A 20,122-nucleotide genomic window follows, 5' to 3' on the forward strand; every position below is an offset into this window, starting at 1 on the left:
GCGTGGCATCGATATCGTATCCCGGATCGACCCCGGCACAGATCTATCGGAAGAATCTGTGAAAACCGAAGGAGGAAAGAATATGGCGAATACATCCGACCGTCCTGCGGAAAAGGGACTCTTCGAACGATTCATCCGCGGGATCGAGATCGTCGGCAACAAGCTTCCCCACCCGTTCTGGCTCTTCGTCATCCTCTCGGCCATCGTCATCGCGCTGTCGTATTACCTGTCCCAGAAGGGCGTCTCGGTCAAGTACCTCGCCGCGTCCAGCAAGGCGGGCGAGGCCCCGAAGGAAGTCACCGTCGCGGTCCTGAATCTCATGAGCTTCAAGGCGATGCGGACGTTCCTGGCGGATTTCGTCAAGACGTACGTCGGCTTCGCGCCGCTCGGCCTCATCATGACGATGACGCTCGGCATCGGCCTCGTCGAGCAGACGGGATTCATCTCCGCGCTCATGCGCCGGACGATCCTCGGCGCGCCGTCCTACCTCGTCACGGCGACACTCGCGCTCGTCGGCATCAACGCGAACCTCGCCTCCGACGCGGGAATCATCTTCACGCCGGTCATCGGCGGCGCGGTCTTCAAGGCCCTCGGACGCAACCCCTGGGTCGGGATCATCGTCGGCTACGCGGCGGCGTCGGGCGGCTTCACGGCGAACCTCTTCGTCGCCGGAACGGACGCGTTGCTCGCGGGGATCACCGAATCGGCCGCGAAAGGCATGCACGTCGCCGGAGCGACCCACCCGCTGATCAACTGGTACTTCATGATCGCCGCGACCGTCGTGCTGACGTTTCTCACGACGTGGGTCACGGAACGCTTCACGGTCAGGGTTCTCGGCGACGACGTCTCCGTGAAGGACGAGTCCTTCCTCAAGGAGCACGCCGTAACGCCGGAAGAGAAACGCGGACTCCGCTGCGCGACGGTCGCGCTCGTCCTGATGGTCGGTCTGCTGCTCTACCTCACGGTCCCGCAGGGGGCGTTCTTCCGAGCCGACAACGGAACGCTCGTTCCTTCGTCGCCGCTGCTTTCGAGCATCGTCGCCATTCTCTTTGCGATCTTCTTCGTCGTCGGCACCACGTACGGCGTCGGCGCGGGAACGATAAAAACCGCGTCGGACATCCCGAAGCTCATGCAGAAGGGCATGTCGGGCGCCGTGAGCTTCCTCGTCGTGGCTCTTCCCGCAGCGTGCTTCGTCTATCTCTTCAACGTCTCGAACCTCACGACGATCCTCTCGGTCAAGGGCGCCGAAGGCCTCAAGGCGCTGAACCTCGGCGGCATCCCGCTGCTCGTGCTCTTCATCCTGCTCTGCTCGTTCATCAACCTCTTCATGATCAGCGGCTCGGCGAAGTGGCTCATCCTCGCCCCGATCTTCGTGCCGATGTTCTCGCTCGTCGGCTTCTCGCCGGCTTTGACGCAGGTCGCCTACCGGATCGGCGACTCGACGACGAACATCATCTCGCCGCTGTCGTACTACGTTCCGGTCGTCATCGGCCTTCTCGAACAGTACAAGAAGGAGTCCGATCCCCCCGTCGGCATCGGAACGGTCATCTCGCTCTCGATGCCCTACTCGCTGGCGTTCATGGCCGGAATGACGCTGATGCTTATCGTGTGGTACCTCGTCGGCATTCCGCTCGGACCGGGTGCCGGAGTGAGCATGTAACTCCGTCCGTCCGTCCGTATGTGCGCCGTCTCCTGTCCCGATGGGCGGGAGACGGCTTTTTTGTTCGTTTGCACCGGATTTCCGATTGCGGTAGCATGGTGACATACTGACGAATCCGTATGAAGGAGGGGATGTCGATGAATCAGATGGCCGTGTTTCTCGGATTCTCCCTCGCGCTCGCCGTCGCGGGTGTGTGTGCGGCCGGCGCGGCGTTCGCGAACGCTCCGGCCGCGGGACGGGCCTTCGAGGAGGATGTCTTCGCCACGTCGGCGGGAGAGCTCACGATCACGTTCCTCGGCCACGGAACGCTCATGCTTTCTTTCGGCGGAAAGGTGATCCACGTGGACCCCTACGGCAAGGCCGCCGACTATTCGACGCTTCCGAAGGCGGACGCGGTCCTGATCACGCACGAACACCAGGACCACCTCGACCGGGCGGCGCTCGACCGCATCGTGACGCCCTCGACGGAAACGATCCTCACGCCGAAATGCGCCGGAATCCTCGGATGGGGAACGGTCATGAAAAACGGCGACGCGGCGAGCGTCCTCGGAATTCCCGTCCGGGCCGTGCCCGCCTACAACATCGTCCACAGGCGCGATACCGGACAGCCCTTCCACCCGAAGGGCGAGGGAAACGGCTACGTTCTGACCTTCGGCGACACGACCGTCTACATCGCCGGAGATACCGAGAACACTCCGGAGATGAAGGCGCTTTCGGGAATCACGGTCGCCTTCCTGCCGATGAACCTGCCGTACACGATGTCGCCCGAGATGGTCGCGGACGCCGCGCTCGCCTTCCGCCCGAAGATCCTCTATCCGTACCACTACGGACAGACCGACACGGGGAGGCTCGAAGCCCTTCTGAAGGGCAGCGGCATCGAAGTGAGAATTCGGAAGATGGAGTGATCCCGCCGTCCTAGGCTGTCGCGTCCTCCGTCATCCTGTCGATGTCGCCGAGGATGTGGAGCAGATAGAGCAGGGCGCCGCCGTTCGCGGCGAGGACGGGGCCGACGACCGGCCCGGGGACGATCCCGGGGAGGAGCATCGACGCGCCGAACGCGATCGAGAGGAGATTCATCGCGATCTGCGTCGTCCGGAGCCTCGAGAGGATCGGCGGCAGGCTCCCGCCCGGACGCTTCGGACCCGTGAGCGCGGGGAGGACGATCTTTCCGAGCGCGAGCGCCCCGCCCGCCACGTTGAGCACGCCGACGAGGACTGTCAGGAACGGCGCGAGAACCTCCGGGACGATGCACGAGACGATGCCCGGGCCCGCCAGGATGAGCCCGAGCGCCACCATAAGCCGCGTCCGCGGATAGGCGCCGACGGGCGTACTCCCGGACGCGAGCATCTGGACGGAGAAGATCACGACGAGAAGCCCGAGCTGCGCGCTTCCCGAAAACGGCAGGATGCCGAAGTTCACGGGGATCAGGAGCACTCCGAGAAGCACCATGAAGACGGCCGTCAGCAGCAGCAGGGCGCGGTCGGGCGGAAGCGGGACGCCGCCCGGGGCGTCGTCGCCGGCGACTTGGGGGTACTTTCGGGCGATCGACGCGAGAATCGACGCGAGGAAGAAAACCGACGCGCCGAACGCGATCGCGACGAGGGCCGTCGTTCGCGTCGTCAGAAGCGACGGGGTCCGGACGAGAAGCCCCGTCAGGATCGACAGGGTATAGACGGCCCCGCAGGCCGCCGCGAGGCGCCGGAAGATTCCGCCGTAGGCCATCCATGCGCGGAGCCGGCTTTCCGAGAGGACCATCTGCGCGAGGAGCAGCGCTCCGCCGACGGAGAAGCAGCAGAAGAGCAGCACACGCGGAAGCGGCCCGAGGAGGCCCGGGACGAAGCACGTGACGATCCCCGCGGACGCGAGGAGCAGCCCTGCGCCCACGACCGGCGCCGTCCGGCGCGCGTCGCCGAACGGCGTCTTCCCGAGCGTCACGGTCTGGAGCGCGAAGATGAACAGCAGAAGTCCGTACAGCCCCTCTTCGTAATACGGAAGCGCCCCCGTCGAGACCGGGAAGAGGAGCACTCCCGCGAGGGCCAGCGTCAGGCCGCCGATGAGAAGGATCACGACGTCGAGCGGCAGGTCTGAGAGGTCGAACGGGCGGAGTCGCCGCATGAACGTAGCGACTGTCTTTTCTGGAGAAACCGGTCCGGTCATTCGCATCGCCTCCGGGAAACGGAATGTACTCGATCTTTCCGAATCATGTCACTCGTTTCCCCGTTTGTCCAGCCGTCCCCGGCGCGTCCGAAAGAGGCGATCGCGATGGCTTCTTCGTGACAGAACCGCTTCCGCTGCCTATAATCCTTCCGGCGGAGAACAAAAGGACGGCGATCGACGGTGAACGGAAACGCGGAGCGGCTCAGGGGAATGCTGTTCGTCATGATGTCGAGCATGAGCTGGGGATTGAGCGGCATCATTCAGGCCTTCGCCCCGGAAGGAGCGCATCCGCTCACGGTCGGGGCCGTGCGCGTCGTCTTCGCGGGCTTCTTCCTGGCGGGCTACATGGTCGTCACGGGCGCGCGAATCCTCGACGCCTTTCGCCGGACGCCCCTCGTCCCGCTCCTCATCACCGTAACAGGCGTCATGGGCTACCAGTTCGCCTTCTTCACGGCCATCAGGCTCACGGGCGTGTCGATCGGGTCGATGATCGCCATCGGAGCGTCCCCGATCGTCGCGGGCGTCCTCGGGGCGCTCTTCGAGCGGGAACCCCTGTCGGGACGATGGGCCGTCTCGACGCTCGTCGCGATCACGGGGTGCGTCCTCCTGCTCGGGGGCGGAGCGGCCGGAAGCCTGTCGGTCGACTGGACGGGCGCCGCGCTCGCGCTCCTCGCGGCGTTCTGCTACGCGTTCCTAGGGCTCGGGATGAAGCGGCTCGCCGCGCGTCTGAACACGACGGAAACCGCAGCCGTCACGACCATCGCGTCGCTTGCGGTCGGCGTTCCCGTCATCATCGCGTTCGGCCCCTCGTGGATCTTCACGCTTCGCGGCTTCGCGGTCGCCTCGGCGCTCGGCGTCCTGACGGAAGCCCTGCCGATGTTCCTCTACGCGACCGGGCTCCGGATGGTCTACCTCCGGGACGCCTATGTCGTGTCGCTGAGCGAACCCCTGACGGCGTGCGTCCTCTCGGCGCTCCTCCTCGGCGAGCGGCTGACGCCCGTATCCCTCGCGGGAGCGGCCCTCATCCTGTGCGGCGTCGTCATCATCGCGCCGTCGTCGGGGAGGGAAGCGCAGGTCTTATGACCTTCCGTTCGCGGACGTCGATGGGCGCCGCCGCGATGAATCGTCCCTTGACGAATCAGTCGTTTCGTGGTTGAATGTCCCCAATTCGTAAAAGAGGTGCGTGCATTATGGATACATTCGGCGTCGCCCGAACCACTCAACTGTCCCAGATGGTGTTCTCCTATTATTACGCGAGCGTGGGACCTGGTCCGGGGGCCGACGCGTAAACGTCGTGCGCCTGCGAGGGCCGGGATCCCGAAAGAGGGATTCCGGCCCTCTTTTTTTATGCGTTTTCGCCGCAGGATTTCGAAAAAAATCGGAAGAAAAGGGAGGGAACGATCGTGGAGAAGCAGCTCGAAGCATTGAAGAACGTCGTCACGCGGGTATGGAGGAACAACGCCGTCTATCGCGGCAAGATGGAGGCCGCGGGGATATACCCGGGCGACATCGTCTCCCTCGAAGACTTCCGGAGGCTCCCGTTCACCGTGAAGCAGGACCTCCGCGACAGCTACCCGCTCGGGATGTGCTGCGCGTCCCGCGACGACGTCGTTCGAATTCACGCGTCGTCCGGAACGACCGGGAAGCCGACGATCGTCCCCTACACGAAGGGCGATCTCGACGTCTGGTCGGAGTGCATGGCCGAATGCCTCGCGACGGCGGGCGTCACGAGGGACGACGTCTTCCAGGTCATCCTGGGTTACGGCCTCTTCACGGGGGCGCTCGGCTTCCACTACGGCGCGGAGCGCCTCGGCGCGACGGTCGTCCCGACGGGGGGCGGCTTCACGGAGCGCCAGCTCCTTCTCATGGAGGACATGGGGACGACCGCGTTCACGAGCACGCCGTCCTACGCGCTGCACCTGAGCGAAATCGTCGAGAGCCGCGGCCTTCGCGACCGCCTGCGGCTGCGCCTGGCGATCCTCGGCGGCGAGGCGTGGACGCCGGAGATGGGCGAGGTCATCGAGCGCCGCCTCGGCGTGACGGCCGTCAACTCCTACGGCCTGTCGGAGATCATGGGGCCGGGCGTCGCGATGGAGTGCCCGCACAAGACCGGGATGCACTTCAACGAAAGTTGTTTCTTCATGGAGATCCTGGGCGAGGACGACGCGCCCGTCCCGGACGGGGAGTGGGGCGAACTCGCGATCACGACGCTCGCGAAGGAGGCCTTCCCGCTGATCCGCTACCGGACGCGCGACCTGGCGTCCCTCACGGACGGGCCGTGCGCGTGCGGCCGCGCCGGCAAGCGCCTCGCGCGCGTGACGGGGCGCAACGACGACATGCTCATCATCCGGGGCGTCAACGTCTTCCCGTCGCAGGTCGAGGCGGCCCTCGCGAAGATCGGGGGACTCTCGCTGAACTACTGCCTCGAAGTGGCCGAGCGAGAGGGGATGAAGGAGCTGTCGGTGATCTGCGAGTCCGAACGGCTCCTGGACGACGACGGGACGGAAGCCCTGCGCGCGGACGCGGCCCGGAAGCTCCACGAGGCGCTCGCGATCCGCGTGGGGGTGCGCATCCTGCGGCCCGAAACGCTCGAACGCTCGTCGGGCAAGGCCGTTCGCGTCGTCAAGGTCGCGTAGCGCCGTTTTCCGCGGCGGCCGGGAATTTCCGAAGAATCCGTTTATAGAAAAGGGAGGGCTTTATGATGGAAGAGAGACAATGCATGCCTGCGTCCGAGAAAGAATGCACGAAACGGGAGCTTGACATGGAACGCGACTTCGAGGGCCTCTGCCTCGCGTACGGCGCCGTCCTGCGCTCGGAGCGGAAGCGGTAGACGTCGGGTGCGGGATAATTGCGGCGCCGATCCCCCGGGTCCGGCGCGCGTTTCCTTGACACCGCCGCGACGTGCGTGATATAAGGAAACCGCTGTGAAAGCGGGGATGCGACATGAACGGAAGAACCGGTGCATCTGACAGCGCAGTGGCGTATTACGCCGGTGTGGAACCCGACCTGGGGGCCGACGCCGGATAGTGTGGCGCGAGTCCGGGCCGGGTTCCCGAAGTGCGGGAGTCCGGCCCTTTTTGATGCTTTTCATTCACTGGAGGGAGACGACATGACGCAAAACGCAATGGAAATTCTGGAACAGCGCGGCTACATCGACTGGTGCAGCAACCGCGACGGCCTGGCGGCGCTGTACGGCTCGGAGATGGTGACGGCCTACGTCGGCTTCGACCCGACCGCCGACAGCCTTCACGTGGGACACCTGATCCCGCTGATGGGGCTCGCGTGGATGCAGCGCCTGGGGCACCGCCCCATCGCGATCGCGGGCGCCGGGACCGGCCTGATCGGCGATCCGTCGGGAAAGAGCAAGGAACGCAACCTGCTGACGCTCGAGAAGATGGCCGAAAACCTCGCGGCCGTCAAGCCGCAGCTCGCCCACTTCCTCGACTTCGACTGCGGGAAGAACTCCGCGCTGATGGTCAACAACTACGACTGGCTCGGGAAGCTCGGATTCATCGAGTTCCTGCGCGACACCGGAAAGCACTTTTCGGTGAACTACCTGATCTCGAAGGAATACGTCAGGTCGCGACTCGACGACCCCGAAAAGAGCATCTCGTTCACGGAGTTTTCCTACACGCTCCTGCAGGCCTTCGACTTCTGGCACCTCTACCGGACGTACGGCTGTCGCCTCCAGATGGGCGGCAACGACCAGCAGGGCAACATCGTCTCGGGCATCGAACTCATCCGGAAGAAGGAGAGCGTCGAGGCCTTCGGCGGCACGAACCCGCTCCTCCTCACCTCCGCGGGAACGAAGTTCGGAAAGACCGAAGGGGGCGCCGTGTGGCTCGACCCGGCAAAGACATCGCCCTACAAGTTCTACCAGTTCTGGATCAACACGGAAGACGCCGCGATCGGCAAGCTCCTGAAGTTCTTCACGTTCCTGCCGCTCGACGAGATCGCGGACATCGCCGCATCTCACGCCGCGGCTCCCGAGAAGCGCGAGGGGCAGAAGATCCTCGCGGCGGAGGTCACGAAGATAGTCCACGGCGAGAGGGCGCTCGCGACGGCGCGCAAGGCGAGCGACATCCTCTTCGGCGGGGACCTCGAACCGGCCGATCTCACGGAAGAGACGCTCGACGCGCTCGCGGAAGAGGTGCCGACCGGAAACGCCTCGGCGCTTCCCGCGCCGGTCGTCGACCTTCTCGTCGAAAGCGGCGCGACGGCGAGCAAGAGCGAGGCGCGGCGTCTCATCCGGGGCGGCGGCGTGTCGCTCAACGGACGGAAGATCGACGACGAATCCTTCCAGGCAACCGCCGGAGACCTGCTCGCGGGCAAACGGCTCTTCGTCCGGCTCGGAAAGAAACGGATCCACCTGATCCACCTCGCGTAGAGATTTCCTTCCGGTCGCTGTTTCGGCGACGAAGCCTCCGGCTCCGCCGCCTTTTTATTTTTCTTCTGTTCTCTATGTGTACCTTCCGGTATTTTCTGACTCGTTCTCGCTCCCGCGCTTTTTTCATGATACAATTTTATTAGTTTCATCCCGAACCCCGGAGGAATGGCGCGTGCATCCGTTTCGTTCCCTGTCGACGAAAACCGTTTTTTTCGCCGCCCTCACTTCTTTGCTCGTCATCATCGTCACCCTCGGAATCAGGGTACAGCGGGAGGGGGCCCGTCATTTGAAGGAGGCTCTCCTCCTTTCGCGCGCCGACGAAATGTCCCGCAATCTCACCGAAGCCCTTTTCGAGATCGCGTCCGAAAGGGCACGATGCGCGATATTCCTGAGGGCCGACGTTCCCGCATCGAAAGAGGACGCGACGTACCTTCGCGAGCGATTGAACCGGGTGAAGGAGATGCTGCGGGACTATCTCTCGGGCGTCGCCGGGGACTCCGAGGGAATCGCAGTGCTGTGGAAGTCGCTCGAGGCGATGACGCCGCAACTCGAAGTCCAGCTCGTACTCCCTGCCGAAGAGCGCGATCCGATCTTCGAGGAGTCGTGGTTCCGCAATACCGACCTTCTCACCGACAGAATCGGCCGTGAACTCGACCGCTTCGCCTTTCTCCCCGGCGACGGGACGGGGCGTTACGTTCCGCTCGCGCTTCTCAGGATCACGGCCGCGCGATTCCGCAACGACACGTCGCGCGTCGCGTCCCTGATGGGGCGGCTTCTCGCCGAGCGACGCCCCATGACTCCCAGGGAGAGGGAGACCGTCATCCAGGCTCACGATATGGAAGACCGTTTGTTCCGGAACCTGCGCTATCTCGCGGCCCGCTGCGCGATCGACGGACTCGACGGGGAGCTCGACGAGATCGACAGGCTCTACCTGCTGGAAAACCGGCGCCTGCAGGACGCGATCATGAAGTCTCCGCTCCTCGCGGGACTCTCGGAGGAGGTCTACGTGACGCAGACGACGTCCTCGCTCGGGGCGATCCGCCGGGTCGTCGAGAGCGTGGACGCCGTCGCTGGCTCCCACGTGCGGTCTCTTGTCGAAAAGGAGCGGCGGGCTCTCCTCCTGGCGCACGCGATGCTCGTCTCCCTCTTCGTCCTCGCGCTCGCAATCAGCGTTCTGCTGCTGCGCCGCGTGGCGACGCCGATGCGCCTCTTCGCGGCGACCATCGACCGTTTCCGGCTGCGTCAGCTCGACGAGCCCGTCCCTCCGTACCCGATCCGGGACGAATTCGGGATGCTTCTCGGAGAACTCGAGAAGTTCCGGCTCGCGCTGAAGGAACGCGAGGTGCTTCTCCGGTCGGTCCAGGATCAGGAGCAGTGGATCCGGCTCATCACGAACTCTCTTCCCGCCAGGATTTCCTACATCGACCGGAACTTGCGCTTCGGCTACGTCAACCGGACGTTCGAGGAACACTTCCGGGTCGCCGCCGAGGACGTCCTCGGCAGAACCGTGCGGGAGGTGCTTGGCGATTCGATCGCGGACATGCGCGCGCCTTGGCACGAATGCGCGCTTCTCGGCGAGGACGTTCGCTTCGAGGAGCAAAACGAGACGGACGCGAGCGAATCGTATTCCGACATCGTTTTCGTTCCGAGACACGACGAATCCGGTGCGGTCGTCGGGTTCTTTTCGCTCGCGCTCGACATCACGGTGCGAAAGCGGCTGGAGGCGAAGCTCCGGGAGATGGCCGACGTGGACGACCTCACCGGGACGCTGAACCGCCGCGCGCTCACCGAACGCGCGAACGTCGAGATCGAACGCTACCGGCGCACCGGGAAGGCGTTTGCCTTCCTGATAATGGACATCGACTTCTTCAAGCGGGTCAACGATACGTATGGCCACACGGCCGGGGACGAAGCCCTGCGAAGCCTCGCGGAAACGTGCAGGAAGACGATCCGCCCCTACGATATCCTCGGACGCTTCGGCGGAGAAGAATTCGTGATCCTGACGCCCGACGCGACGGAGACGGAGGGGCGGAGCCTTGCCGAACGGTTGCGTCTCGCGGTCGAACACACCCCGGTTCCGACGGCCGCGGGCGGAGAGATCCGCCTGACGGTCAGCGTCGGCTGCACGGTCGTCCGCCAGGACGATTCGCTGGACGACCTGCTGCGCCGGTCCGACTCGGCGCTCTACGAGAGCAAGAACACGGGGCGCAACAAAGTCAGCTTCGCGTGATGACGCGGACGAACCGATCATGAGAGCGCCCCCCCTGCGCGACGCGCGGGGGGCCGCTCTCATGATCGGAAGACGTCGTTTCCGCGCGAGTCGCGCAGGGCTACTTCTTCCCGCGGCGTACGAACCGCAGGAGCGCCGCGACCGCAGCGATCGCCGGAAGCGCGCCCACCGGAACGGGCCCGGCCGAACACCCGCCCCCGCTGCCCTTCGAACCCGACGGGACAACCTCATGCGCGTACCCGAGGCCCGGCACGGAGAGCGTCATGCCGTCGTCGAACGCGATCGCGAGCGGCGACGTCCCCGGGTTGTGGGCGACGTAGACTTTGTCTCCGTTTTCATTGACGAAGCTCGCGGCGGACGTGTGATCTGCGTCGTTCTCCGCGTGGGTCGCCGCGCCGTGGGACAGGTGCGCGTCGATCCACCAGTAGACGGCCGCGCGCGACGCGTCCTGCAGGATGAGCGTCTCGTAGGTCGGCGCGGGGATCTCCCACTGCATCTTCCATGTGTCGAGCGGAATGGATCCGCCCGCGCCCGGGGTGATGAGCGTCTTCGCGTCGGCCGCGTACGACTTTGTGAGGGACTGCATCATGAGCAGCTTGTCCATGTTCGAAGGCGACTGGGGGTTTTGCCCCGCGCCGAGCTTCGGCCAGTCGTTTTCGAGATACCCCTTCACTTCCTGCTCCGCGAGCGCGCCGCCGTTCACGCCCAGGTAAAGCGACGACCCCGTCAGCGGCAGCCACTGGATGCCGTGCTTGAGCAGCGGCGGGTTGCCGAAGCACGTCTGGAAGGTCATCTCGTTCTGATTGATCTGCGAGACCATCGACGGGACGTACGGCTTCGGAACCGCGTCGCTCTTCGTGGCGTACTGGCGGAAGCTCAGGTACGGCCGGAACGCGGCGTTCGTCGTGTAGCCGAACCAGTACAGCTCCGCCGCCCGGACCTCCGACGCGAACATGTACGCGGCCCACTTCTCGAGTTCCGCGTTCGAGGCGTCGGCCGGGTAGTTCAGCTGCGCCCAGAGCAGCAGCGCGGCCCAGGCCTGGATGGCCTCGGACGTGGATTCCTGCTGCCCGCCCTGGTTGCCGCGCGACGTACCGCTCGCCCACGAATGCCCCGCGTAGGGACTGTAGTGCCGAAGGAACGGAAAGTCGGGATCCGTGCCGGTCCCCGTCCGATCCGTGTTCGCGATGTCTCTGATCAGCAGGCGGATCATCGGCGCGTAGGCGGCCGCCCACCCTTCGTTGTCGGGATCCGACGGATGCGCCTTCTCCCATCGCGCGATTTCCGCGGCGATCTTGACGTAATAGCTGAAGTGGAAGTGATGGTCGTTGAGAAGGCTGTCCGCCGCGAAGCCGTCCTCGCACGACGGGATCATCGACCCCCAGCGAGAATCGTAGTACAGCGCGTGCTGCGCGGCGTTCTTGAGGGTCGTCGCGCCGTCGCGCGTCGCCCGAAGACGGTATCCGAGCGTTTCGGCGGCTTTCTTATAGACGGACTTCGCTGCGCTGTCGGCGGAAGCCGGGGTCGTCGCCGCGCCTCGGATCATCGCGGCGACCGGAAGCAGCATCGCGAGCCGGTGGATCTCCTGCGCTCCGAAGTAGCTTCCCTGCGAGAGGAAGTTCGGGTCCTGCGTGTCGAGGGCCTGTTGCACGAGCGCGATCATCCGGTCCGCCTTCGCCGCATCGGGCTCGTCGACGACGGCCGGAAGGCAGGGCGGAACGTCATAGACGTTCGTGAAGCCCTTCCCGGACGCGAGGAGCATCGGCCCCTTGAGCGACGGCCACTGCCAGCCGTTCGTCCACGACGACGCCTCCATCCGGCCCATCGACCGGTCGAGGATCGTCACGGACTGGTCGAGGTACTGGTGCGGGTACAAGGCGTACAGCGTCCCGTCCCCGGACGGGGATTCGCCCGCAACGGGCGCGGTCGTATAGGCGAACGAAGCGGTCACGGAGCTTCCCGAGAGCTGCGGCGCGACGCGCGTATCGGTCACTTCCGCGAACGCGCGGGACGCGAACGTCGCGAGAAGCTTCCTGACGTCCGCCTCGGACGGTTCGTCGTAGACCGTCTTTCCCCACGGGAAGGGGAGGACGGCGACAGCGTAGTGCGATCCGCCCGAGCAGACGGCCGTGTTCAGCACCCGCGCGTCGTCCTTCTGCGTCTTGTCGAGCGTCCAGGTCGACCCGGCGGGGCCGAAGACGGCGTAGACGGTGTAGGTGCTGTAGTCCTTGCTGACCGCGCCGTCGTCGGGGAGGTACGCCTTCCCGAACGGAACCTGGTTGATCACGGCGAACGAGGGGCAGTCGATCTTCTGGCCGTTCGCCTGCCCCGAGTTGACCTGGAACGAATCGCCCTCGAGCGGGACGACCTTTCCGATGTTCCACGACTGGAACGTCACCTGCGGCGCGCCCTTCGCGAGTTTCACGAGAAGAAACGGGCAGCCGTTTCCGGCCGTGACGGTCATCGTCTCGGCGGCCGACGTCATCGAGAAGTTCACGAACCAGTCGCTCCAGCCCGTCACCTTCACGCCCGCGAAGGCCGCATCGTTCCAGCCCGACAGCGTCGAGCCGAGGTAGAGGTCCTGGTCGAAGAACGCGTTGAAGTAGGGGGAGATCCCCTTGCTCGCACCGCCGACGACCTCCTGCATGAACCCCGCGCCCGCTGTCAGGACGTCGCCCTTCATTCCGGCGCGGCGGCTGTCGGGGACGTTGAGCGAGACGGCGAGGCCGCCCTTCTGCGGCTGGAACACGAGCGGCTCGCTGAAGACCTGCCAGGAGAGGCCGTGCCGCTGCGCCTTCATGCCCGCGGGCCTGTCGGGGAGATCGGCCGGATCGAGCCACGCGAGCGGCGTCCACCAGTCGCTCGTCGGGACCTTGCGCTTCCCGGCGGCCGCGGCGTCGACGTTCGGCCCGATCGCCGGAAGCGCCATTGTCACATTTCCGTTGTCGGGTTTCTTTCCGTCGGCGGGTTTCGTCACGGCGTAGCTTCCCGCCCCTCCGGGCGAGATCCAGTCTGCGGCCGTCGCCTGGGACACGAACGGGAGCATGAGCGCGAGCGCGCACAATATCGGAATGAACGGCGCATGGAATCGGGCGTTCGTCTTCGTCATACACGGCCCCCCCTTGGAGTGTTCATCTATGCAAGAATAAAAAAAATATACGAACAAACGAAGTATAGGCGTTCCTCCCCTCCGCGTCTACGGCGGGCGTTTCCGCTCGCCGGGGATGCTACAATAGATCATATTCGTTCCAGCGCCGAATGTGTTTCGAGAATGATCTTCCGGAGGAAACGCCATGCTCCCGTTCTTCGGGCGATCGGCGCGGCTGACGTTCCTCGTGGTCCTCGCCGCGCTGTCCGCCGTCGTTCTGCTCCTGGCCGTCCAGGTCATCGAACGCCGATGGGCTTCGGTTCGCGAGGCTCGCGCGCTCGAACGGAGAAACGCCGAGGCGAACGAACTCGCCTCCGCGATCTCCGACCTCGCGTTCGAGCGGGGCAGGTCGGCGGTGCTTCTCCGAAAGCCCGACCCCGCAACGGCCGACGACCGAAAATTCCTCGAGGATCGCCGAACGCGATCCGACGCGTTTCTCCGCCCCTTCACCGAAACCCCGGACGAAAACCGGAAGACCATCGCCGCGTCGTACCTGACGATCCGCTCCCTCCGCTCCCGCGTCGACGCCGACCTTGAGGTCCCGCGGAACGATCGCGATCCGGCGCTTCCCGACCTCTGGTTCCTGGAGACGAGCGAACTCCTCGACCACATGTCGGAGTTCATCTTCCACATGTCGTTTCCTGAGGAGGAACGGACCGGAGAATACGTTCCGATGGCGCTTCTGCGGTCCGCGGCGGTCGATTTCCGGAAACAGGCCGGAAAGCTCTCGTCGATGCTCGCGCAGATCCTCGCCCGGGGCCGCGGTCCGACCCACGCCGAGGCACGCCTGATCCGGGAGGAACGCCGGACGGAGTTGGCGTCGTTCGGAAACGTCGGTGACTTCGCGTACAGGACCGGCAACGAGGCAATCCTCGCCGCGTTCGCAAAGGTGGAAACGCTTTACGCCCTCAAGTTCCGCCATCTCCAGGACACGATTCTCGACGGAACCGTCTCCCCGCTTCCTTCCGTCGGACAGTACCTGGAGCGATCCGTCGCCCCTCTGGACTCCGTCAGGGAGCTTCTCTCGACCGTCAGGGCGCAGACGGACGCCGTCGCCGGGAGAATCGCGAAGCGATCGCGCGACGAACTCCGGACGGTCGCCGGAACGCTCGGGGCGCTGCTGCTGGCGGTCATCGCGCTGCTCGCCCTTCTCGTCGTGCGCGTCGCGTCTCCGATGCGGCTCGTCGCGGACGCCGTGACGCGATTCCGGAGGGACGACCTCGAAACGCCGGTCCCACCGCCCGTGCGGCGCGACGAGTTCGGACGGCTTCTCGAAGAACTCGAACTGCTCCGGCTCGCTAGGCACGAACGCGAAGCCCTTTTCCGATCCGTCCGGGAGGACGAAGCGTGGATCAATCTGGTTCTGGACTCGCTCCCCGTTCGGATCATGCGCGTCAGCCGCGACCTCCGGTATCTCTACGTCAACCGGGCCTTTGGAGGTCTGAGCGGCCTGCCGCGGTCGGCCGTGATCGGAAGGACCGTCGCGGAGATCCTCGGAAAGGACCTCTTCGGTCTCCACGAGCATCACATGAAGGCCGCCCTCACCGGGCGGACCGAGCGGTACGAGGTGCGCCGCCGCGCGAAAGGGGCCGAATTCGTCGACTCGGTCGCCTGCGTTCCCCACGTCGACGGACAGGGGAATGCCGCGGACTTTTTCATGCTCTGCGTCGACGTCACGGAGCGCGCGCGGCTCGAAGAGCGATTGAACGACCTCGCGTCACGCGATCCGCTGACCGGCGCGTTCAACCGGAGGGCGTTCATGGAGCGCGTCGAATCGGAGCTTGAGCGGCGGTCGCGCGCCGGCGCGCCGCTTTCCTTCGCGATCGTCGACCTCGACCACTTCAAGAACGTCAACGATACGTGGGGACACGCGGCCGGCGACGAAGTCCTGAAGGTCGTCGCCGAAACGTGCCGCCGCGTCCTGAGGAGCCCGGATGTCTTCGGCAGGTTCGGCGGCGAGGAATTCGTCGCCCTCCTTCCCGGTGCCGACTTCGCTGAGGCCGGACGCGTCGCGGAACGCCTGCGCTCCGCGGTCGAAACGGCCGTCGTCGAAACGAGCGACGGCTCCATCCGCGTGACGCTCAGCGCCGGATACACGACCGCGCGCCCCGGGGATACGCCCGAGGACCTCCTGCGTCGTTCCGACGCCGCCCTCTACGAAAGCAAGCGCTCCGGGCGCAACAGGGCGAGCGGAGTCTAGACGGTCGTCCCCCCTTGACAGGCGTCGTTGTCGGCTCTATTATGTTTTATAAATCAAACATAATAGAGCCGTTCGTGGAGGAAATCCCGATGCACGTCGTCCGATCGTTCATGGAATTCGCGAAGCGCCAGGAAACACGCGAGTATGTCGAGTCGATGTTCCTGTTCTACGCCGCGCCGGTCATCATGCGTCTCCGGTGCGGCAGTCTCTTCGCGATTCGCCGCGACGGGGACAACATCGCCGCGGCGTGGAAGGAAGTCGGAACGAGCCTTCTCGAACGGCACGATGTTCGGGCCATTGAACTTCCGTCGAAGCGCGGCGGATGGAATTCCGTTCTTCTGCTCGCGTACGACCCGCCGACGCTCCGCGACGCCCTTTCCTCGGACGCGGCCGTCGGGATTCTGTGCGAACGCCGTTACGGGAACTGCGCGGATGTCGACGGATGCCTCCGCTGCCTGAAGGAACGGTTCGGCGGGGAGTTCCCGCACGAGATCGGGCTCTTTCTCGGATATCCGCCCGGGGATGTCCGGGGGTTTCTGAGAGACAACGGAAAAGGGGCGGTCGCGACGGGGTATTGGAAAGTCTATTCGAACGTCCGGGAGGCGAAAACGAAATTCCGGAAGTTCAGAAGCGCCGAGCGGAGCGTCGCGAGGGAGATATTGCGTCGGTCCGCTGCGCGCGCATCGTGAGGAAAGAACGATCGATCGGATCCGAAGGAGGGTGCCCTGTGTCGAAAGTGCTTGTCGTGTATTGGTCGGGAACCGGAAATACGGAGCGAATGGCGGAACTCGTATCGGGAGGAGCCGTTTCCTCGGGAGCCGAGGTGACGCTGAAGCGGGTTTCGGAAGCGTCCGTCGGCGAGATCGTGAAGTATGACGTCGTCGCGTTCGGGTCACCGGCCATGGGGACCGAGGTCATCGAGGAAAACGAAATGGAGCCCTTTTTCGCCGAAGCGGGCACGATCATCGCGGGCAGGAAGGTCGCTCTCTTCGGCTCCTACGGCTGGGGCGACGGAGAATGGATGCGGACCTGGGCGGCACGGGCCAGGCGAAGCGGAGCGCTGCTCCTCGACGAGGGACTTGCGGTGAACGAGACGCCCTCAGGAGCGAGCGCGGATCTGTGCGTCGAATACGGCAGGAAGATCGCGGCGTTCTGAGAGCGCCGCGGCGAACGAAAGGGCCCCGTCGCTTCCCTCCGGGGGAGAAGCGACGGGGCCCCTTTCACATCCGACCGCGCCTACGACAGCCCGAAAAATCGTCCGCCCTGATAGACCACCACGGCGAGGACGTATCCCGCGAGCGTCGTGTACGCGACGAGGAAGAACGTCCACCGCCAGCTGTTCGTCTCGCGTTTGAACGCGGCCACGACCGCGACGCACGGGACGTAGAGCAGCGTCATCACGAGGAACGCGTAGGCCGAGAGCGGCGTGAAGAGGGATGGGAGCACCGCGGCGAGCCCCTCTTCGCCCGTCCCGAGCAGCGTTCCGAACGTCCCGAGGACGACCTCTTTCGCGAGGAATCCGAAAAAGAGCGCGACTCCCGCCTGCCAGAAGCCGAACCCGGCCGGAGCGAGAAGCGGCGCGATCAGTGTTCCCAGGCGTCCGACGAAGCTCTCCGCCGAACCGTACTCCACGCCGAACGGCAGGCTGGCGAGAAGCCACACGCCGATCACGGCCCCGAAGATGAACGTTCCGGCCTTCCGGACGAAGATCATCGCGCGCTCCCCGGCGGCGCGGAGCGTCGCGGAGATCTTGGGCAGACGGTACGCGGGGAGCTCCATCACGAACTGCGACGGTTCGCCCGCGAAGACCGTACTCCCGAGAACCTTCGCCGTCACCACCGCGACGACGATCCCGAGGACGTAGAGAGAGAAGACGACCGTTCCCGCCCGCTCGCCGAAGAACGTTCCGGCGAAGAGGAGAAAGACCGGTAGACGCGCCGAGCAGCTCATGAAGGGCAGCACGAGGAGCGTGATCATCCGGTCGCGCGGCCGTTCGAGGATCCGCGTCGCCATGACCGACGGCACGTTGCAGCCGAAGCCGAGAAGCATCGGGATGAAGCTCTTGCCGTGCAGCCCGAGCGCGCGCAGGATCCGGTCCATCACGAACGCGCCGCGCGCCATGTAGCCGCAGTCCTCCAGCACCGACAGAAAGAGGAAGAACAGGAAGATGTGCGGAACGAAGACGAGCACAGAGCCGACGCCCGCGACGACGCCGTTCTGTACGAGGCTCGTCAGGGTCGCCCCCGTACCCCATGCGGCGAGCTGCGCGGCCACGTTTTCCCCGAACGAGCTGAGAAGAGCGTCGAGTTGGTCCGCGAGCGCGTCGCCGATCGAGTATACCGCCTGAAAAACGCCCCACGCGACCAGCAGAAAGAGCGGCAGACCGAAAAAGCGGTTCGTCACGACGCGGTCGAGGCGCTCGTCCCACGTCGCGGCCTCGGCCCGTGCCGGATCGCGGCGAAGCACCCGTCCCGTGACACCCGAGATGAACTCCCATCGCTTCAGAATCACGGCCGTCTGAAGATCGTACCCGAGCGCCTTCTCGACGCGTTCGCTCTCGGAGGCCGCGATCAGGACGACCGTCTCCGCCCCGGGCAGTCCGGAGAGCGCCGTCGCGTCCCCTTCGGCCACACGGATGGCGGACAGGCGCCGGTCGCGGTCCGATCCTCCGGTCGGAAGCGCCTTCGCGATTCTGTCGAGCGATCGCTCCACTTCGGATCCGTAGGGAATCGCGAGCGGCGACGCTCCGGGCTTCGACGCAAGGCTCTCCGCGATGCCGTGCCGGAGTTCGTCGACTCCCGTCCCCTTCGTCGCGGTCGTCGGAACGATATCCGAACCGAGCGCGCGTCCGAGCTCCGCGGCATCGACCGAGATCCCCTTCCTCTGCGCGAGGTCCCACATGTTCAGCGCGATGACGACAGGAATTCCCGACTCCCGGAGTTGCACCGCGAGGTAGAGGCTTCGCTCGAGATTCGTCGCGTCGACGACCGTCACGGCGGCTCCGGGACGCTCCTTCCGGAGGAAATCAGCCGCGATCTGCTCGTCGACGGACGAGGCTCCGAGGCTGTAGACGCCCGGAAGATCGACGAGCGTGATCTCCTTCCCTCCGATGACGAGGCGCCCCTCCTTGCGTTCGACGGTGACGCCGGGCCAGTTGCCCACCTTCTGGCGCGACCCGGTCAACGCGTTGAAGAGACTCGTCTTCCCCGTATTCGGATTCCCAGCGAGCGCGACGACCGCACCGTTCATTCGCCGCACCCCCCGCACCCGCAGCCGCAGGAACCGCAGCAGCGACGGATATCGACGAGGACGGCCGCGGCTTCCGAGCGGCGAAGGCTCAGCTCGAACCCCCGCACCCTGAACGCGATCGGGTCGGCCAGGGGAGCGGGTCGTTCGAGACTCACGTCGGTCCCCGGGACGAGCCCCATATCCATGATGCGCCGCCTGAGCACCGCGTCCCCTTCCACGCGGATTACGCGGGCCTTCTGCCCCGCTTCCAGTTCGTCAAGCCTGTGTTCCATGCATCTCACCCCGCTTGAGTTCTATTGGTCAAACTTTAAACCGAATCGAAAAAAGGACCTCTTTCGAGGTCCGCACCTCCGTGTCCGTCACATGCCGCCGACGCTCCTGCAGATCCCTTCGCCGCCGTCGGGACAGGCAGCGCAGATCCAGACCGTCGCGGCCTCGGACCGGCGGAGCGAGAGCGTCCCGCTCCTGACGCGGATTTCGACCGGATCGCCGAGCGGCGCGCTCCTGACGAGTTCGACCCGGGTTCCCGGCAGCAGCCCGAGCTCCAGAAGGCGCTTCCGCAGGGACCCTTCGGCGGTCACGCGGACCACCGATCCGCTTCCGCCGACGCCGAGCATCGAGAGAGGGCGCGGCAGACGGGCCGGTTCGGAGAGCGCCGCCCGCAGCTCCTCCGCCCACGGCGCATTCCGGCGCATCCCGTCGGCGAGGAACTCCGTGAGCGCCATGAGACGCCCCTCCATTTCCGCGTCGAGCGCGTGCTCGAGCGTGCAGGCCGCCGATTCCGCCGCTTCGTGCTCGAATCCGAGGACGCCCGAGAAGAGGAACGAAAGGTGTTCGTGACGGCGGTACATCAGGAGCGCCCGCTCGCGCCCGGCTTCCGTGAGAGCGGGGGAGCCGTAGCGCTCGTGGGAGAGGAAGCCGTCCTCCGAAAGGCGGCGGAGCGCCGCGACGACCGTGCCCTTCGTGACGCCGAGCTGCCCGGCAAGCATCGTGACCGTAGCCGTTCCGCCCCGGACTTCTTCCGCAAAGATCGCTTCGAGATAATCCTCGACACGCGCGGTCAGCATTCCGCCAAATCCCTCCCTTTCAGG

General features: G+C 65.4%; 14 protein-coding genes. 9 read left to right on the top strand and 5 right to left on the bottom strand.

The genetic code is table 11. From position 1 onward, the window contains the following. The first annotated feature begins 82 nt into the window (after positions 1-82). Positions 83-1,660 (top strand): AbgT family transporter, encoded by a 1,578-nt coding sequence (locus ACZ5IU_RS06470; protein ID WP_464421377.1) that lies wholly within the window; start codon positions 83-85, stop codon positions 1,658-1,660. A 137-nt stretch (positions 1,661-1,797) separates the two neighbouring features. Further along, a complete protein-coding gene (locus tag ACZ5IU_RS06475) occupies positions 1,798-2,565 on the top strand; it encodes an MBL fold metallo-hydrolase (RefSeq protein WP_464421378.1) in 768 nt (255 codons plus the stop codon). Between the two features lie 10 nt (positions 2,566-2,575). Here the strand turns inward: ACZ5IU_RS06475 and ACZ5IU_RS06480 are convergent, their stop codons facing one another. Next, a complete protein-coding gene (locus tag ACZ5IU_RS06480) occupies positions 2,576-3,817 on the bottom strand; it encodes a hypothetical protein (RefSeq protein ID WP_464421379.1) in 1,242 nt (413 codons plus the stop codon). 180 nt (positions 3,818-3,997) lie between these two features. Between ACZ5IU_RS06480 and ACZ5IU_RS06485 the strand changes: the two genes are divergently transcribed. The 4 genes from ACZ5IU_RS06485 to ACZ5IU_RS06500 all read left to right on the top strand — a co-directional run bounded on the left by ACZ5IU_RS06485 (position 3,998) and on the right by ACZ5IU_RS06500 (position 10,434). Then, on the top strand, positions 3,998-4,900 hold the full coding sequence (locus ACZ5IU_RS06485; RefSeq protein WP_464421380.1) for a DMT family transporter: 903 nt from the start codon (positions 3,998-4,000) through the stop codon (positions 4,898-4,900). 320 nt (positions 4,901-5,220) lie between these two features. Further along, positions 5,221-6,453 (top strand): phenylacetate--CoA ligase family protein, encoded by a 1,233-nt coding sequence (locus tag ACZ5IU_RS06490; RefSeq protein ID WP_464421381.1) that lies wholly within the window; start codon positions 5,221-5,223, stop codon positions 6,451-6,453. A gap of 473 nt (positions 6,454-6,926) precedes the next feature. Beyond that, on the top strand, positions 6,927-8,204 hold the full coding sequence (tyrS, locus tag ACZ5IU_RS06495) for a tyrosine--tRNA ligase (protein WP_464421382.1): 1,278 nt from the start codon (positions 6,927-6,929) through the stop codon (positions 8,202-8,204). A 172-nt stretch (positions 8,205-8,376) separates the two neighbouring features. Next, positions 8,377-10,434, top strand: coding sequence for a GGDEF domain-containing protein (locus tag ACZ5IU_RS06500; RefSeq protein ID WP_464421383.1), 2,058 nt, complete (start codon positions 8,377-8,379; stop codon positions 10,432-10,434). Between the two features lie 100 nt (positions 10,435-10,534). Here the strand turns inward: ACZ5IU_RS06500 and ACZ5IU_RS06505 are convergent, their stop codons facing one another. Next, the gene (locus ACZ5IU_RS06505) at positions 10,535-13,543 is read right to left on the bottom strand and encodes a glycosyl hydrolase (protein ID WP_464421384.1); all 3,009 of its coding nucleotides are present in this window, start codon (positions 13,541-13,543) and stop codon (positions 10,535-10,537) included. Positions 13,544-13,727: 184 nt separating this feature from the next. Between ACZ5IU_RS06505 and ACZ5IU_RS06510 the strand changes: the two genes are divergently transcribed. The 3 genes from ACZ5IU_RS06510 (at position 13,728) to ACZ5IU_RS06520 (ending at position 16,938) form a co-directional block, all read left to right on the top strand. Continuing rightward, the gene (locus tag ACZ5IU_RS06510) at positions 13,728-15,782 is read left to right on the top strand and encodes a GGDEF domain-containing protein (protein WP_464421385.1); all 2,055 of its coding nucleotides are present in this window, start codon (positions 13,728-13,730) and stop codon (positions 15,780-15,782) included. 89 nt (positions 15,783-15,871) lie between these two features. Beyond that, positions 15,872-16,471: a DUF3793 family protein gene (locus tag ACZ5IU_RS06515; RefSeq protein ID WP_464421386.1), complete on the top strand. Its 600-nt coding sequence runs from the start codon at positions 15,872-15,874 to the stop codon at positions 16,469-16,471. A gap of 38 nt (positions 16,472-16,509) precedes the next feature. Then, on the top strand, positions 16,510-16,938 hold the full coding sequence (locus ACZ5IU_RS06520) for a flavodoxin (protein ID WP_464421387.1): 429 nt from the start codon (positions 16,510-16,512) through the stop codon (positions 16,936-16,938). A gap of 80 nt (positions 16,939-17,018) precedes the next feature. Here ACZ5IU_RS06520 and feoB read toward each other — a convergent pair whose 3' ends face one another. From feoB to ACZ5IU_RS06535, 3 genes are all read right to left on the bottom strand, one after another. Continuing rightward, a complete protein-coding gene (gene feoB, locus ACZ5IU_RS06525) occupies positions 17,019-19,031 on the bottom strand; it encodes a ferrous iron transport protein B (RefSeq protein ID WP_464421388.1) in 2,013 nt (670 codons plus the stop codon). Further along, positions 19,028-19,303, bottom strand: a complete 276-nt coding sequence (locus ACZ5IU_RS06530) for a FeoA family protein (RefSeq protein ID WP_464421389.1) — start codon at positions 19,301-19,303, stop codon at positions 19,028-19,030. Before ACZ5IU_RS06530 ends, feoB begins: the two co-directional genes overlap by 4 nt. 87 nt (positions 19,304-19,390) lie before the next feature. Beyond that, the gene (locus ACZ5IU_RS06535; protein ID WP_464421390.1) at positions 19,391-20,098 is read right to left on the bottom strand and encodes a metal-dependent transcriptional regulator; all 708 of its coding nucleotides are present in this window, start codon (positions 20,096-20,098) and stop codon (positions 19,391-19,393) included. Between the last annotated feature and the right edge of the window lie 24 nt (positions 20,099-20,122).

It is taken from the genome of Lactivibrio alcoholicus, assembly GCF_055390895.1.

What these genes read in the sequence shown, in the direction of transcription:
- ACZ5IU_RS06480 (WP_464421379.1), bottom strand. Translation starts at nt 3,817, where the DNA reads ATGACCGGACCGGTTTCTCCAGAAAAGACAGTCGCTACGTTCATGCGG.
- ACZ5IU_RS06475 (WP_464421378.1), top strand. Translation starts at nt 1,798, where the DNA reads ATGAATCAGATGGCCGTGTTTCTCGGATTCTCCCTCGCGCTCGCCGTC.
- ACZ5IU_RS06470 (WP_464421377.1), top strand. Translation starts at nt 83, where the DNA reads ATGGCGAATACATCCGACCGTCCTGCGGAAAAGGGACTCTTCGAACGA.
- ACZ5IU_RS06515 (WP_464421386.1), top strand. Translation starts at nt 15,872, where the DNA reads ATGCACGTCGTCCGATCGTTCATGGAATTCGCGAAGCGCCAGGAAACA.
- ACZ5IU_RS06510 (WP_464421385.1), top strand. Translation starts at nt 13,728, where the DNA reads ATGCTCCCGTTCTTCGGGCGATCGGCGCGGCTGACGTTCCTCGTGGTC.
- ACZ5IU_RS06530 (WP_464421389.1), bottom strand. Translation starts at nt 19,303, where the DNA reads ATGGAACACAGGCTTGACGAACTGGAAGCGGGGCAGAAGGCCCGCGTA.
- feoB (WP_464421388.1), bottom strand. Translation starts at nt 19,031, where the DNA reads ATGAACGGTGCGGTCGTCGCGCTCGCTGGGAATCCGAATACGGGGAAG.
- ACZ5IU_RS06505 (WP_464421384.1), bottom strand. Translation starts at nt 13,543, where the DNA reads ATGACGAAGACGAACGCCCGATTCCATGCGCCGTTCATTCCGATATTG.
- tyrS (WP_464421382.1), top strand. Translation starts at nt 6,927, where the DNA reads ATGACGCAAAACGCAATGGAAATTCTGGAACAGCGCGGCTACATCGAC.
- ACZ5IU_RS06535 (WP_464421390.1), bottom strand. Translation starts at nt 20,098, where the DNA reads ATGCTGACCGCGCGTGTCGAGGATTATCTCGAAGCGATCTTTGCGGAA.